Annotated in this window: 13 protein-coding genes; 3 read left to right on the top strand and 10 right to left on the bottom strand. The window is 70.1% G+C overall.

Going from position 1 to position 12,850, the window contains the following annotated elements:
* Positions 1–4 precede the first annotated feature (4 nt).
* Positions 5–1,048: a tol-pal system YbgF family protein gene (locus NQZ70_RS06275; protein ID WP_237245085.1), complete on the top strand. Its 1,044-nt coding sequence runs from the start codon at positions 5–7 to the stop codon at positions 1,046–1,048.
* A 208-nt stretch (positions 1,049–1,256) separates the two neighbouring features.
* On the opposite strand, the gene rpsS is transcribed toward NQZ70_RS06275, so the two are convergent.
* From rpsS to rpsL, 9 genes are all read right to left on the bottom strand, one after another.
* A complete protein-coding gene (gene rpsS / locus NQZ70_RS06270) occupies positions 1,257–1,550 on the bottom strand; it encodes a 30S ribosomal protein S19 (protein ID WP_129573400.1) in 294 nt (97 codons plus the stop codon).
* Positions 1,551–1,552: 2 nt separating this feature from the next.
* Complete coding sequence (gene rplB, locus NQZ70_RS06265; protein WP_129573399.1) at positions 1,553–2,383, bottom strand: 50S ribosomal protein L2; 831 nt, start codon at positions 2,381–2,383, stop codon at positions 1,553–1,555.
* Between the two features lie 2 nt (positions 2,384–2,385).
* Complete coding sequence (locus tag NQZ70_RS06260) at positions 2,386–2,682, bottom strand: 50S ribosomal protein L23 (protein WP_020733177.1); 297 nt, start codon at positions 2,680–2,682, stop codon at positions 2,386–2,388.
* A gap of 15 nt (positions 2,683–2,697) precedes the next feature.
* Positions 2,698–3,321 carry a 50S ribosomal protein L4 gene (gene rplD, locus NQZ70_RS06255; RefSeq protein ID WP_061621681.1) on the bottom strand — a complete coding sequence of 208 codons (624 nt, stop codon included), beginning with the start codon at positions 3,319–3,321 and terminating at the stop codon, positions 2,698–2,700.
* 13 nt (positions 3,322–3,334) lie between these two features.
* A complete protein-coding gene (rpsJ, locus tag NQZ70_RS06250; protein ID WP_012233476.1) occupies positions 3,335–3,646 on the bottom strand; it encodes a 30S ribosomal protein S10 in 312 nt (103 codons plus the stop codon).
* A gap of 10 nt (positions 3,647–3,656) precedes the next feature.
* Complete coding sequence (gene tuf, locus NQZ70_RS06245) at positions 3,657–4,847, bottom strand: elongation factor Tu (protein WP_129344884.1); 1,191 nt, start codon at positions 4,845–4,847, stop codon at positions 3,657–3,659.
* Positions 4,848–4,856: 9 nt separating this feature from the next.
* Positions 4,857–6,971 carry an elongation factor G gene (fusA, locus tag NQZ70_RS06240; RefSeq protein ID WP_129573398.1) on the bottom strand — a complete coding sequence of 705 codons (2,115 nt, stop codon included), beginning with the start codon at positions 6,969–6,971 and terminating at the stop codon, positions 4,857–4,859.
* A gap of 318 nt (positions 6,972–7,289) precedes the next feature.
* Positions 7,290–7,760 (bottom strand): 30S ribosomal protein S7, encoded by a 471-nt coding sequence (gene rpsG / locus NQZ70_RS06235; RefSeq protein WP_012233474.1) that lies wholly within the window; start codon positions 7,758–7,760, stop codon positions 7,290–7,292.
* Positions 7,761–7,789: 29 nt separating this feature from the next.
* Positions 7,790–8,188: a 30S ribosomal protein S12 gene (gene rpsL, locus NQZ70_RS06230; protein WP_012233473.1), complete on the bottom strand. Its 399-nt coding sequence runs from the start codon at positions 8,186–8,188 to the stop codon at positions 7,790–7,792.
* Positions 8,189–8,847: 659 nt separating this feature from the next.
* Between rpsL and NQZ70_RS06225 the strand changes: the two genes are divergently transcribed.
* Both NQZ70_RS06225 and NQZ70_RS06220 read left to right on the top strand, forming a co-directional pair.
* Positions 8,848–9,438, top strand: a complete 591-nt coding sequence (locus NQZ70_RS06225; protein WP_129573397.1) for a hypothetical protein — start codon at positions 8,848–8,850, stop codon at positions 9,436–9,438.
* Between the two features lie 31 nt (positions 9,439–9,469).
* A complete protein-coding gene (locus NQZ70_RS06220; protein WP_129573396.1) occupies positions 9,470–10,372 on the top strand; it encodes a hypothetical protein in 903 nt (300 codons plus the stop codon).
* Between the two features lie 56 nt (positions 10,373–10,428).
* Here the strand turns inward: NQZ70_RS06220 and ppk1 are convergent, their stop codons facing one another.
* Entirely contained in the window at positions 10,429–12,807 is a 2,379-nt protein-coding gene (ppk1, locus tag NQZ70_RS06215) for a polyphosphate kinase 1 (RefSeq protein ID WP_129573395.1), read from the bottom strand.
* Between the last annotated feature and the right edge of the window lie 43 nt (positions 12,808–12,850).

Raw genomic sequence — 12,850 nt, 5'->3', positions numbered from 1 at the left:
CACCGTGCGACCTCGACCCTGGCTCCGTGCGCTGCTCTTCGGTGCGGCCTCTTGCCTCTGCCTGTGCACGCTCCCCGCGCCCGCAGCGGGCGCGGACGCCCCCGCGGCCACGCCGTCGCCGGACGCGGTGGAGAAGGCGCAGAGCCTCTTCAAGAAGGGCGCCGCCCTCTACGAGAGCAAGCGCTACGCGCTCGCGCTGGAGCAGTTCCGGGCCTCGTACGCCGCGGTGGCGAGCCCGAACTCACGCCTGTACATCGCGCGCTGCCTCGCGGATCTGGGCGAGCACACCGAGGCGTACCTCGAGTTCGAGCAGGTCGCGGCGGAGGCCGCGGCCCGCGCGGCGACCGAGCCGCGCTACGCCCAGACGGAGCAGACGGCGCAGCTCGAGCGCGACGAGATCGCGCGCAAGATCGCGCTCGTGACGGTCGCGGTGGCGCGCCCGGACGCCGCGATCTCCCTCTCGATCGCCGGCAAGGACGTCCCGCGCGAGCGGTGGGGCAAGCCGTTCCCGGTCAAGCCCGGCAAGACCGAGGTCGTCCTGCGCACGAAGACCACCTCGATCCCGCAGACCCTGGATCTCTCGGCGGGCGAAGCGAAGACCGTCTCGCTCGATCCGGAGGAGCCCGGCCAGGCCGGCGCCGCGGACGGCGGTCCCGCGCTCCTCGACGAGGGACCGAGCTTGCCCGAGGAGGCGCCCTCGGCGCGGGCGTACCTGCGCCCCTACGCCTATGCAGCCGGCGGCGTGGGCGTGGCGGGGCTCGCCGTGTTCACGGTCGCCGGCTTGATGGCGAACAGCACCTACAGCGATCTCGCCGAGAGCTGCCGGGGCCCCTGCCCCATCGAGCGGAAGGACGACGTCGATGCGGGCAAGGCCCAGCAGACGATCGCCAACGTCGGGGTCGTGGTCGGCGCGATCGGGCTCGTCGCGAGCACGACGCTGCTGGTCCTGAGCTTCACGGGCGGCAGCGCCGGCGAGCCGCCGCGCAGCACCGCCTCGACGCAGCTGCTCGTCGGCCCCGGCTTCGCCGGCCTGCGCGGCACGTTCTAGCTCCGTCGCGTTCGGTGAGCCGCCTGGAGGCGAGGAGCGTCAGGAACACAGATTCCTGAGCACTTTCGCACCCTTGTCGCCTTGGCGGTCGCCCGTCCAGGGCCTTCACGAGGGCGAGCCGCCTGCACCCGGCGACAAAACGAACGGGCGGGATCGCTACCGCGACCCCGCCCGCCTGCCGTCGATCGCTCGCGCTACCGCGGAGCGATCAGCGACCGCCGCCCTTGGCGACCTTGGCCTTCTTGTCCCCGGAGTGGCCGTGGAACGTACGCGTCGGCGCGAACTCGCCCAGCTTGTGGCCGACCATGTTCTCCGTCACGAACACGGGAACGAACTTCCTCCCGTTGTGCACGGCGAAGGTCAGGCCGACCGACTCGGGCAGGATCGTCGAGCGGCGCGACCACGTCTTGATCACCTTCTTGGCGTTGGTCGCCTGGGCCGCCTGGATCTTCTCCAGCAGGTGACCGTCGATGAAGGGCCCCTTCTTAATGCTCCTCGGCATGACTAACCCTTGGTCCCGCGCCGACGGACGATCATCGTGTCGGTGCGCTTGTTGTTCCGCGTCTTGAGGCCCTTGGCGAGCTGACCCCACGGCGAGCACGGGTGGCGCCCGCCGCTCGTCCGGCCCTCACCGCCGCCCATCGGATGATCGACGGGGTTCATCGTCACGCCGCGGTTGTGCGGCCGGCGACCCAGCCAGCGGGAGCGCCCCGCCTTGCCGAGGCTGATGTTCGCGTGCTCGGCGTTCGACACCTGCCCGATCGTGGCGCGGCAGTCGAGGTGCACCTTGCGGATCTCGCCGCTCGGGAGGCGGACCTGCGCGTAATCGCCGTCCTTCGCCATGAGCTGCGCGGCGACGCCGGCCGAGCGGACGAGCTGGCCGCCCTTGCCCTTCTTGACCTCCACGTTGTGGATGGAGGTGCCGGGCGGGATGAAGCGGAGCGTCAGGCTGTTGCCCGGCTTGATGTCCGCGTTCCGGCTCGCGAGCAGCGTCGCCCCGACCGCGAGGCCGTCGGGCGCCAGGATGTAGCGCTTCTCGCCGTCCACGTAGTGCAGGAGCGCGATCCGCGCCGTCCGGTTCGGGTCGTACTCGATGGCGGCGACCTTCGCCGGGACGCCGATCTTGTCGCGCCGGAAATCGATGATCCGGTAGCGCTGCTTGTGACCGCCGCCGCGGAACCGCGACGTGATGCGGCCGTTGTTGTTCCGGCCGCCGGTGGACGTCTGCTGCTCGAGCAACGACCGCTCGGGCTCGACCTTCGTGATGTCCTTGAAGTCGCTGACCGAGTAGTAGCGCCGCGCCGGCGAGGTCGGCTTGAAGGATCTGATTCCCATGGCTATTCCGCCTTCTCGTCGAAGAACTGGATCTCGTCGCCCTCTTTGAGGGTGACGATCGCCTTCTTCCAATTGCGCAGCTTCGCATAGCCGCGCCCCATGCGCTTTTCCTTGCCGCGCATGATCATGGTGTTGACGTCCACCACGCCCACCTTGAAGAGCGTCTGGATGGCGTCCTTGATCTGGATCTTGTTCGCCTCGCGGCGGACCTCAAAGATGACCTTGTTGCCTTGGTCGCGGAGCCGGCTCGACTTCTCCGTGAGGATGATGGGCCGGCGGATAATCTGCTCGGGCTGCATGGCGGACTCCCCTGACTAGCGAAGGCAACGCGCCTCGAGCGCCTTGGCGGCGTCCCTCGAGACGATGAGGTGGTCGTGCCTGAGGAGGTCGTAGACGTTGACCCCCTCCGGCGGCAGATACTGGTGGTTCTCCAGGTTGCGGAGGCTCTTCACCAGCTTCTCGTTCCCGGCCGTGTCGACGACCAGCGACTTCTTATCCGCCTGCAGCGTCGTGAGCGTGGCCGCGATCGCCTTGGTCTTGACCTCGGGGACCTCCAGGCTGTCGAGCACGATGAGCCGGCCCTCCTTCGCGAAGAGGGAGAGCGCGCTCTTCAGGGCGCCGATGCGCACCTTGCGGGGCGGACGGTACGACCAGTCCTTCGGCTCCAGGGCGTGCGCCATGCCGCCGCCCGCGTGGTGCGGCGCGCGGATCGAGCCCTGGCGAGCGCGGCCGGTGCCCTTCTGGCGGTAGAGCTTCTTCGTGGAGCCGGCGACCGCGCTCCGCTCCTTGGTGGCCTTGGTGCCCGAGCGGCGAGAGGCGAGCTGCGCCTTCACGACCTCGTAGAAGAGGTGCTCTTTCACCTCGGTCCCGAAGACCTCGTCCGAGAGGTCGAGCTCGCCGACCTGCTCCCGCTTGAGGTTGTAGACGGTAACCTTCATGGTACCTGGACTCCTAGCTCTTGATCTCGACGTCGACGCCGGCCGAAAGGTCGAGCTTCATCAGCGCGTCGAGGGTCTGCTGAGTCGGCTCGATGATGTCGAGAAGCCGCTTGTGCGTCCGGATCTCGAACTGCTCGCGCGACTTCTTGTCGACGTGGGGCCCCCGGAGCACCGTGTAGCGGCGGATCTCGGTGGGCAGCGGGATGGGTCCCGCGACGTGGGCGCCGGTCCGCTTCGCCGTCTCGACGATATCGCTCGTCGACTTGTCGAGCAGCTGGTGGTCGAACGCCTTGAGGCGAATCCGGATCTTCGTTGTATCAGCCATGGTGCTCTTCCTACGCGAGGATCTTGGTGACGACGCCGGCGCCCACCGTCTTGCCGCCCTCGCGGATGGCGAAGCGCATCTGCTCCTCCAGCGCGACCGGGGCGATGAGCTCGATCGTCATCGTGATGTTGTCGCCCGGCATCACCATCTTCACCCCCTCGGGGAGGTTCACCGTGCCGGTCACGTCCGTCGTCCGGATGTAGAACTGCGGCCGGTAGTTGGTGAAGAACGGCGTGTGGCGCCCGCCCTCCTCCTTCTTGAGGACGTACACCTCACCGGTGAACTTCGTGTGCGGCGTGATCGACCCGGGCTTCGCCAGCACCTGGCCGCGCTCGATCTCTTCCTTCTCCACGCCGCGGAGCAGACACCCGACGTTGTCGCCCGCCTGCCCCTGGTCGAGCAGCTTCCGGAACATCTCGACGCCGGTCACGACCGACTTCTTCGTGTCCTTGAAGCCGATGATCTGCACCTCGTCGCCGACCTTGATCACGCCGCGCTCGATGCGGCCCGTGGCCACCGTGCCGCGGCCCTTGATCGAGAACACGTCCTCGACCGCCATCAGGAACGGCTTGTCGATGTCGCGCACCGGCTCGGGGATGTAGCTGTCCAGCGCGTTGAGCAGCTGCTGGATCGTCTCCTCCCACTTCGGGTCGCCCTGGAGCGCGGGCAGCGACGCGCCCCGGACCACCGGCGCGTTGTCGCCGTCGAACTTGTACTTCGACAGGAGCTCGCGGACCTCCATCTCGACCAGGTCCAGCATCTCCGGGTCGTCCACGGCGTCGCACTTGTTCAGGAACACGACGATGTGGTTCAGGCCGACCTGCCGGGCGAGCAGCACGTGCTCGCGCGTCTGCGGCATCACGCTGTCGAGCGCCGACACGACGAGGATGGCCCCGTCCATCTGCGCCGCGCCCGTGATCATGTTCTTGATGTAGTCGGCGTGCCCGGGGCAGTCGACGTGCGCGTAGTGGCGCTTCTCGGACTCGTACTCGACGTGCGCCGCCGCGATGGTCACCGTCTTGGTCTCGTCACGGACCGTCCCGCCCTTCGCGATGTCGGCGTACGAGATCGCCTTCGCCAGCTGGCGCTTCGACTGCACCTTGACGAGCGCGGCCGTGAGCGTGGTCTTGCCGTGGTCGATGTGACCGATGGTGCCCACGTTCACGTGCGGCTTCGTACGAGTGAATTTCTCCTTGGCCATGGCGTCTTCTTAACCTCGCTGCTTGGCGACGATCTCTTCCTGGATCGCGGCCGGAACCGGTGCGTAATGAGAGAACTGCATCGAATGAGTCGCGCGACCCTGCGTCTTGGAACGGACGTCGGTCGCGTAACCGAACATGGTGGCGAGCGGGACCTCCGCGCGGATCACCCGGGTGTTCGCGCGTTGCCCCATATCGAGGATGCGGCCACGTCGCGAGTTGAGGTCGCCGATGACGTCCCCGAGGTAGTTCTCGGGAGAGACGACCTCGACGGCCATCATCGGCTCGAGGAGCACGAGGCCCGCCCGCTTCGCGCCCTCCTGGAAGGCCATCGACGCGGCGACCTCGAACGCGGGCCCCGAGGAGTCGACCTCGTGGTAGCTGCCGAAGTGGAGCCGCACCTTGATGTCGACGACCGGGTAGCCCGCGAGCACGCCGCGGCCCATCGCGTCCCGGATTCCCTTCTCGATCGAGGGGATGAACTCCTTCGGGATGATGCCGCCGACGATGTCGTTCTCGAACACGAAGCCCGCGCCGCGCTCGGCCGGCTCGATGTCGATCCGCACGTGGCCGAACTGGCCGTGCCCGCCCGACTGCCGGACGAAGCGCCCCTCGACGTCCGTCGCCTTCTTCGAGATGGTCTCGCGGTAGGCGACCTCGGGCTTGCCGACGTTGGCGTCGACCTTGAACTCGCGCTTCAGGCGGTCGACGATGATCTCGAGGTGGAGCTCGCCCATCCCGGCGATGATCGTCTGCCCCGTGTCCTCGTTCGTGTAAGTGCGGAACGAGGGATCTTCATAAGCGAGCTTCTGCAGGCTGAGCCCGAGCTTGTCGAGATCGACCTTGGTCTTCGGCTCGATGGCGATCGAGATCACCGGGTCGGGGAACTCCATCCGCTCCAGCACGATCGGGTGCTTCTCGTCGCAGAGCGTGTCCCCGGTGCGGGTGTCGCGGAGGCCGACGGCGGCGTAGATGTTGCCCGCGTAGCAGACGTCGATCTCCTCGCGCTTGTTCGCGTGCATCCGGAGGATGCGCCCGAACCGCTCCCGCTTGCCGCGGGTCGAGTTGAGCACGCTGACGCCGCTCTTCGTCGTGCCGGAGTAGACGCGGAAGAAGGTGAGGTTGCCGAACTGGTCGTTCATGATCTTGAACGCCAGGGCCGCGAACGGCTCGTCGTCGCTCGCCTTGCGCGCGACGACCTTGTCCTTCTTGTCGGGCAGCGTCCCCTCGACGGCCGGGATGTCGACCGGCGACGGCAGGTAGTTCACCACGCTGTCGAGCAGCAGCTGAACCCCCTTGTTCTTGAACGCCGAGCCGCACAGGACCGGGACGAACTTGAAGCTGAGGGTGCCCGCGCGGAGCGCGCCGTGGATCTCCTCCTCGGTGATCTGGTCGATGTCGCCGGCGATGAACTTCTCCATCACCTTGTCGCTCGCGTCGGCGCACGCCTCGATGAGCCTCTCCCGGAGCTCCTTGCACCGCGGCAAGAGGTCGGCGGGGATCTCCTGCCACTCGTAGCGCTGGCCCTTCGTCTCCTCGTCGAAGACGGCGGCCCGGAGGGTCACGAGGTCGATGACGCCGCGGAACGAGTCCTCCGCGCCGAGCGGGTAGTGGATCGCCACGGGGTTCGCGCCGAGGCGCTCGCGGATCGAGTCGACGCACATCTCGAAGTCGGCGCCGACCTTGTCCATCTTGTTGATGAACGCGATGCGCGGGACGCCGTACTTGTCCGCCTGCCGCCAGACCGTCTCGCTCTGCGGCTCGACGCCGTTGCCGCCGTCGAACACCGCGACCGCGCCGTCGAGCACGCGGAGGCTGCGCTCGACCTCGATCGTGAAGTCGACGTGACCGGGGGTGTCGATGATGTTGATCCGGTGAGAGACGCCCTTCTGGGGCCCCTGCTCCGGCGACCAGAAGCAGTTCGTCGCGGCGGACGTGATGGTGATGCCGCGCTCCTGCTCCTGGACCATCCAGTCCATCGTCGCGGCGCCCTCGTGGACCTCGCCGATCTTGTAGTTGACACCCGAGTAATAAAGGATGCGCTCGGTCACCGTCGTCTTGCCCGCGTCGATGTGGGCCATGATCCCGATGTTGCGCGTCCGTTCCAGGCTGTACTCGCGTGCCACTTTTCCTTCTCCGTCGTGTGATGCGTGGGGTGAGGGTTCCGGACTCAGGATGCAAAACACCCTCTCCAGCCCGTCCCGCCTCCGTTGTGGCGGGCACTTGAACCTGGAGAGGGTGTCGGGGTACAGCAGCAACTTTTCTAGGTCTCCGGGAGGCGAGCGCTGTCGCGCTCCCTCGAGAAGACCGGCTCTGTAACCCGATCCTTATGTCGACTGTGCCATCTCGCTCTACGCGTCTCCTCGCCTGGGAATGCGACGTGACGAACCGTCAAATGAACGAACCAGCGCAGATCCGGGATCCGCGCTGGCCGCCTCGCTCACCTACCACCGGTAGTGGGCGAACGCCTTGTTGGCCTCCGCCATCTTGTGCGTGTCGTCCCGCTTCTTGACCGCGTTGCCGCGGTTCTGCGCCGCGTCGACGAGCTCGGCGGCGAGCCGCTCGCGCATCGTCTTCTCGCCGCGGCCGCGGGAGTAGGTCACGAGCCACCGCATCGCCAGCGCGACGCGCCGCTCCGGGCGGACCTCGACGGGGACCTGGTAGGTCGCGCCGCCGACGCGCCGGCTCTTCACCTCGAGCTTCGGCTTCACGTTGTCGAGCGCCTTCCGGAAGACGTCGATCGGCTCCTCCTTGAAGCGGTCGCGCACGATGTCGAAGGCGCCGTAGAGGATCCCCTCGGCGGTCGCCTTCTTGCCCGACTGCATCAGGGAGTTCGTGAACTTGGCGACGAGCTTGTCCTTGTACTTCGGGTCCGGGATGATCTTCCGCTTCGGGACTTCGCGACGACGGGGCATCTTCGTTCCTCTGCTCGGCTATCGCCCGGTCAGGCCTTCGGGCGCTTCACGCCGTACTTCGAGCGCTTGCGGTTGCGGGTGGCTTTGTTGGTGGAGCTCGGCCCGGCGGCGCCGGACGCGTCGAGCGTGCCGCGGACGACGTGGTAGCGCACGCCCGGCAGGTCCTTCACGCGGCCGCCACGGATGAGGACGACCGAGTGCTCCTGCAGGTTGTGGCCTTCGCCCGGGATGTAGCTCGTCACTTCCATCTGGTTGCTCAGCCTGACACGGCAGACCTTGCGGAGCGCCGAGTTGGGCTTCTTCGGCGTCGTGGTATAGACACGTACGCACACGCCTCGGCGCTGCGGGCAGGACTTGAGCGCAGGAGAGGCCGTCTTGTAGCGGGCGGCCTCGCGGCCTTGGCGGATGAGCTGGCTGATGGTCGGCATAGAGACGCGGATTTCCACCTGAGGGATGGGGACGCGCAGGATACCCAGGAGCCGAACCGTGTCAAGCGGTACGACGCCCGTTCCTGCTGGATGCATCCGCGCGCTGATCTTCGGCGGCATCTTCGGCGATGGGCGCGGTGCTCGGGCGCGCCCTGGAGCGGTTGACCGGCGCGCGATCGCGCCGCTCGGGAGAGCGCTGCGCAGGGCGCTCGCGCGCGGCACGAAGCGGACGCCGGCGCGCGCCGGCGGCTCTTGGCGGCCCGGCTGCTGTTCGGTACGGTCGCTGCGTGGCGAAGAAGCCTTCACGCGCTCAGCGTAAAGAAAGCCGGCGGAAGGCGCCGCAGAACGGCGCCGCGTCAGGGGCTGCGTCCCGCGTGGACGCGAGGATCGCGGGGCCGCCGTCGCGCAGCGACCCGGTCGACGATGCGGCGGATCGAGCACGGGTCGAGCCCGCGACGGGCCGCCAGGGAGACGACGCGCTCAGCGGGCGAGCGCGCGGCGCCGCCGCCGCGAAGGGCGCGGAGCCCGCGCGAGCGCGCGGCGCCGCCGCTGCGAAGGGCGCGGAGCCCGCGCGAGCGCGAGGCGCCGCCGCTGCGAAGGGCGCGGAGCCCGCGCGAGCCCGCGGCGGCGGGGCGCGCTCGAAGGCGGGGAGAGATCGCGTGCTCCTCGTCTTCCTGGGCGTCGTGGCGCTCGCCGCGGTGATCGTGTTCGCCGCGCAGTCGCCCCGCGCGCCGGAGCGCGCCAGGGCGGAGCCCGCGAGCGCCGCTCCCCCGCCGCAGGAGCGCGCGGCGCCGGAGCCCTCCAGCGCGCCTGCTGAGGCGCCCGCGGAGGCGAGCGAGCCGCCGGCGCGACCTCCCGTCGACTCGTCGCCGCCGACCATCGTCACGGCCGAAGCGACCGCAGCGGCGCCGGCGAGCGCTGCGGCCTCGCAGCGCGCTGCGACCAGCGCCGGCCCGCAGGGGGCAGCGGCGGGCGCCGCGTCCGCAGCCGCAGCCGCAGCGCCGCCGAAGAAACGCGCGAGCGCGGCGAAGCCAGCCGCCGTGCCGGCCGGAGCGACGCCGCAGGCCTCGGCAACGCAGGCAACCGGCGCGACGCCGCCGGCTGGAGCCGCGCCGCCGGCCGGAGCCGCGCCGCCGGCCGGAACCGCGCCGCCGGCTGGAGCCACGCCGCCGGCTGGAGCCACGCCGCCGGCCGGCGCCGCGCCCCCGCCGGACCCAGCGCCAAGGCCCGCCGACGCGCCCTACGAATGACCGAAACCGCTGCGATGAAAGGACGCCCGAGATGCTTCGCTTGAATGCCTCGCCCGACGCCGCCCGCACGTCGCGCCCCTCGCCGCTCCCGTGCGGTCGGACGCTCGCCCTGCCGCTCGCCGTCGCGCTGTCCGGCCTCCTCGTCGCGACGACCGCGCCCGCGCAACCTGCGCCGCAACGGCAGCCTCCTGCGGCGCCGCCGGCCCAGCCAGGGGCCGCTCCACGTCAGCCCGGCGCGGCCGCCGTGCCGCCGGTCACGTCACAGCCGGGCGCTGCGCCGCCGGCCGCTGCGCCGCCCGCTGCGCCGCAGCCCGGCAGCGCTCCCCCCGCGGCGACGGACGCTGCGACGCCCGCGCCCATCGCGCCGCCCGGCGCCGCGCCGCCCTCGCCAGCGGCGCCGTACCCCGCGCCGCCGTACCCCGCGCCGCCGCAGCAGGCCCCTCCGCCCCCGCCGGGAGCATCGCCTGGCTACCCGCCGCCCGGCTACCAGGGCGGCTACGCGCCCTACGGCGGCGCCTACCCGCCGCTCCCGCCGGGCTACCCGTCGCACGCAGAGGCGATCCCGCCTGCGCCGCCGCCGGTCCCGCTGCGCCGAAACAGCCCAGGCTTGATGCTGGGCGGCATCGCGCTCACCGCCGGCGGCACGATCGCGTTCTTCGCCGGCACCGGCCTGCTCGCCTCGGCGAGCGAGCGCTACGAGATCTATTGCGATTTCGGCGGCGGCACGGGCATCTGCGACACGCGCACCGACGGCCCCCGCCAGGTCGCCGGCGCGCTCGTCTCGATCGGAGGCGGCATCATGCTCGCCGTGGGCATCCCGCTCTGGATCATCGGCGGCAAGAAGGTGCCGGCCACCGCGGAGGCGCCCGAGGAGCCCGCCCAGACGACGCTCTCGTTCGGCCCCGGGTCCGCCGCGCTGCGGACGCGGTTCTGACGGCGCTCCCCTCGCCCGCCCCCGGCCCGCGCGAGGCCGCCGGGGCGCGCCGTCGCTCAGGATAGGCCCTTCTTCTTCTTGCCGCCCTTGCGGTGCCGCGACTCGCCGTCCGGCGCGCTCGCGGGCATGCGGAGGATGTGGAAGCGGCCGCCGCCGCGCGCCAGCGGATCGCTGAGCTTCACCCGCTCGCGCGCGAGCTCGATGAAGCGCTGCTGCGACCGCAGCTGCGGGGCGCCGCTCGGCACCTGGAGCTTGTGGTAGCTGCCGTCGCTCGCGAGCTCCCAGGTCTTCGCCGTGTCCGAGGTCACGGTGTTCAGCATGTCGTCGACGCGCGAGCGGATGGCCGGCTCGATGATCGGGACCATCAGCTCGACCCGGCGGTGGAAGTTGCGCGGCATCCAGTCGGCGCTCGACATGTAGACCTCCTCGTTGCCGCCGTTCGCGAACCGGAACAGCCGCTTGTGCTCGAGGAACCGATCGATGATCGCGCGCACCTGGATCCGCTCCGAGAGCCCCGGGATCCCCGGCCGGAGGCAGCAGATGCCGCGCACCGCGAGCTTGATGTCGACCCCGGCCTGCGACGCCGCGTAGAGCGCGTCGATGACGTCGACGTCCACGAGCGCGTTCATCTGCGCCACGATCTCCGCCTTGCGCCCGGCCCGCGCGTGCGCCGCCTCGCGCGCGATGAGGCCCAGCACCGCCTCGTGCAGGCCGAGCGGCGCCACGATGAGGCGGTTCCACTTGGGCGGCGCGCTGTAGCCGGTGAGCAGGTTGAAGAGCGAGGTCATGTCCTCGCCGATCTCCCGGTTCGCGGTGAACAGGCCGATGTCGGTGTAGAGCCGCGCGGTCTGCGGGTTGTAGTTGCCCGTCGACAGGTGCACGTAGCGGCGCAGCTTGTCCTTCTCGCGCCGCACGACGAGCAGCGCCTTCGCGTGCGTCTTCAGCCCGAGCAGGCCGTAGATCACCTGCACGCCGCTCTGCTCGAGCGTCCTCGCCCACTGGATGTTGCTCGCCTCGTCGAAGCGCGCCTTCAGCTCGACGATGGCCGTCACCTGCTTGCCGCTCTCGGCCGCGCGCGCGAGCGCCTTCAAGATCGGCGAGTCGCCGCCGGTCCGGTAGAGCGTCTGCTTGATCGCGAGGACGTTCGGATCGTCCGCCGCGCGGGAGACGAACTCGGCGATCGGATCGAACGACTCGTACGGGTGGTGCAGGAGCACGTCCTGCTCCCGGATGACGGCGAAGACGTCCTCGACGTCGCGGAAGAGCGGCGGGACCTGCGGCGAGAACGGCTCGTCGCGGTACTCGCGGCGCTCGTCTTCCGCGACGATGCCCATGAGATCGGCGATGTGGAGCGGCCCAGGCACCCGGTAGACCGCGAGCGACGCGTCGACCTTGAGGGCGCGGCAGAGCCGCTGGACCGAGGTGCCGGCGCCCTCGCCGATGCCGATCTCCAGGCGCACGGCGTTGCCGCGGTCGCGCCGGCGGAGCTCGGCCTGGATCGTCTCGAGGAGGTCCTCGCCCTCCTCCTCGTCGATCTCGAGGTCCCAGTTCCGGGTGACGCGGAAGGGGTACGTGCCCCGCAGCCTTCCGGAGGGGAAGAAATCCTTCACGTGGCGGGCGATCACGTCCTCGAGCAGGACGAAGGCGCGCGTCGCGCCCTCCACGCGGACCTTCATCAGCCGGCTCAGCATCGGCGGCACCTGGATGACGGCGAAGCCCGGCTCCTGCGCCTCGTGCTCCCGGGAGAACATGATCCCGAGGTTGATCATCTTGTTGCGCAGGTGCGGGAACGGGTGCCCCGGGTCGATCGCGATCGGCGTGAGGATCGGGAAGATGTCGGTGCGGAACCGATCGTCGAGCGCGCTGAGCTCGGTCGGGCCGAGCTCGTCCGGCTTGACGATCACGATGCCGGCGCGCTGGAGCGCCGGGATCAGGTCCGAGTTCCACAGCTGGTAGGCGTCGTCGACGAGCGCGTGGACCCGCGCGCCGATCGCCACGAGCTGCTCGTGCGGCGTGAGCCCGTCCGGCGGGACCTCCGCGATCGTGCGCTGCGTCTGCGCCTGGAGGCCGGCGACGCGCACCATGAAGAACTCGTCGAGGTTGGAGAAGAAGATGCTCAGGAACTTGAGGCGCTCGAACAGCGGCACCTCGTGCGATCTCGCCTCCGCCAGCACCCGCGCGTTGAACTCGAGCCACGAGAGCTCCCGGTTCAGGTAGTGATTCGGGTCCCCTTCGATCGGGATCGGCCCCGCCGCGGCGGGGCCCGACGCGGCGGGGATCGACACCGGGCCGCTCGCCGGGGCGGCGCTCGCTCCCGACCTCGCGCCGGCCGAGTCGCCGGAGCCCGCGCCGGGCCGGTCGGCCTGAGCGGTATCCGAGTCGCCGCCTGGGCCGGAGCCGAAGGTGGTGTCGGTGGAAGAGGGCAGGTCGATCATGGTCGAAGCTCCGAAGTTAGCCCAGGTCTGGTAGGGTCCGCCC

The organism is Sorangium sp. So ce836, from assembly GCF_028553905.1.
GTDB classification, from domain to species: domain Bacteria; phylum Myxococcota_A; class Polyangia; order Polyangiales; family Polyangiaceae; genus Sorangium; species Sorangium cellulosum_D.
Note: the sequence above shows the minus strand (reverse complement) of the source record. Positions and strands in the feature narration are given on the sequence as shown.

Coding starts and splice junctions, on each gene's coding strand:
- rpsS (WP_129573400.1), bottom strand. CDS start 1,550: ATGCCGAGGAGCATTAAGAAGGGGCCCTTCATCGACGGTCACCTGCTG.
- rplB (WP_129573399.1), bottom strand. CDS start 2,383: ATGGGAATCAGATCCTTCAAGCCGACCTCGCCGGCGCGGCGCTACTAC.
- NQZ70_RS06260 (WP_020733177.1), bottom strand. CDS start 2,682: ATGCAGCCCGAGCAGATTATCCGCCGGCCCATCATCCTCACGGAGAAG.
- rplD (WP_061621681.1), bottom strand. CDS start 3,321: ATGAAGGTTACCGTCTACAACCTCAAGCGGGAGCAGGTCGGCGAGCTC.
- rpsJ (WP_012233476.1), bottom strand. CDS start 3,646: ATGGCTGATACAACGAAGATCCGGATTCGCCTCAAGGCGTTCGACCAC.
- tuf (WP_129344884.1), bottom strand. CDS start 4,847: ATGGCCAAGGAGAAATTCACTCGTACGAAGCCGCACGTGAACGTGGGC.
- rpsG (WP_012233474.1), bottom strand. CDS start 7,760: ATGCCCCGTCGTCGCGAAGTCCCGAAGCGGAAGATCATCCCGGACCCG.
- rpsL (WP_012233473.1), bottom strand. CDS start 8,188: ATGCCGACCATCAGCCAGCTCATCCGCCAAGGCCGCGAGGCCGCCCGC.
- NQZ70_RS06220 (WP_129573396.1), top strand. CDS start 9,470: ATGCTTCGCTTGAATGCCTCGCCCGACGCCGCCCGCACGTCGCGCCCC.
- ppk1 (WP_129573395.1), bottom strand. CDS start 12,807: ATGATCGACCTGCCCTCTTCCACCGACACCACCTTCGGCTCCGGCCCA.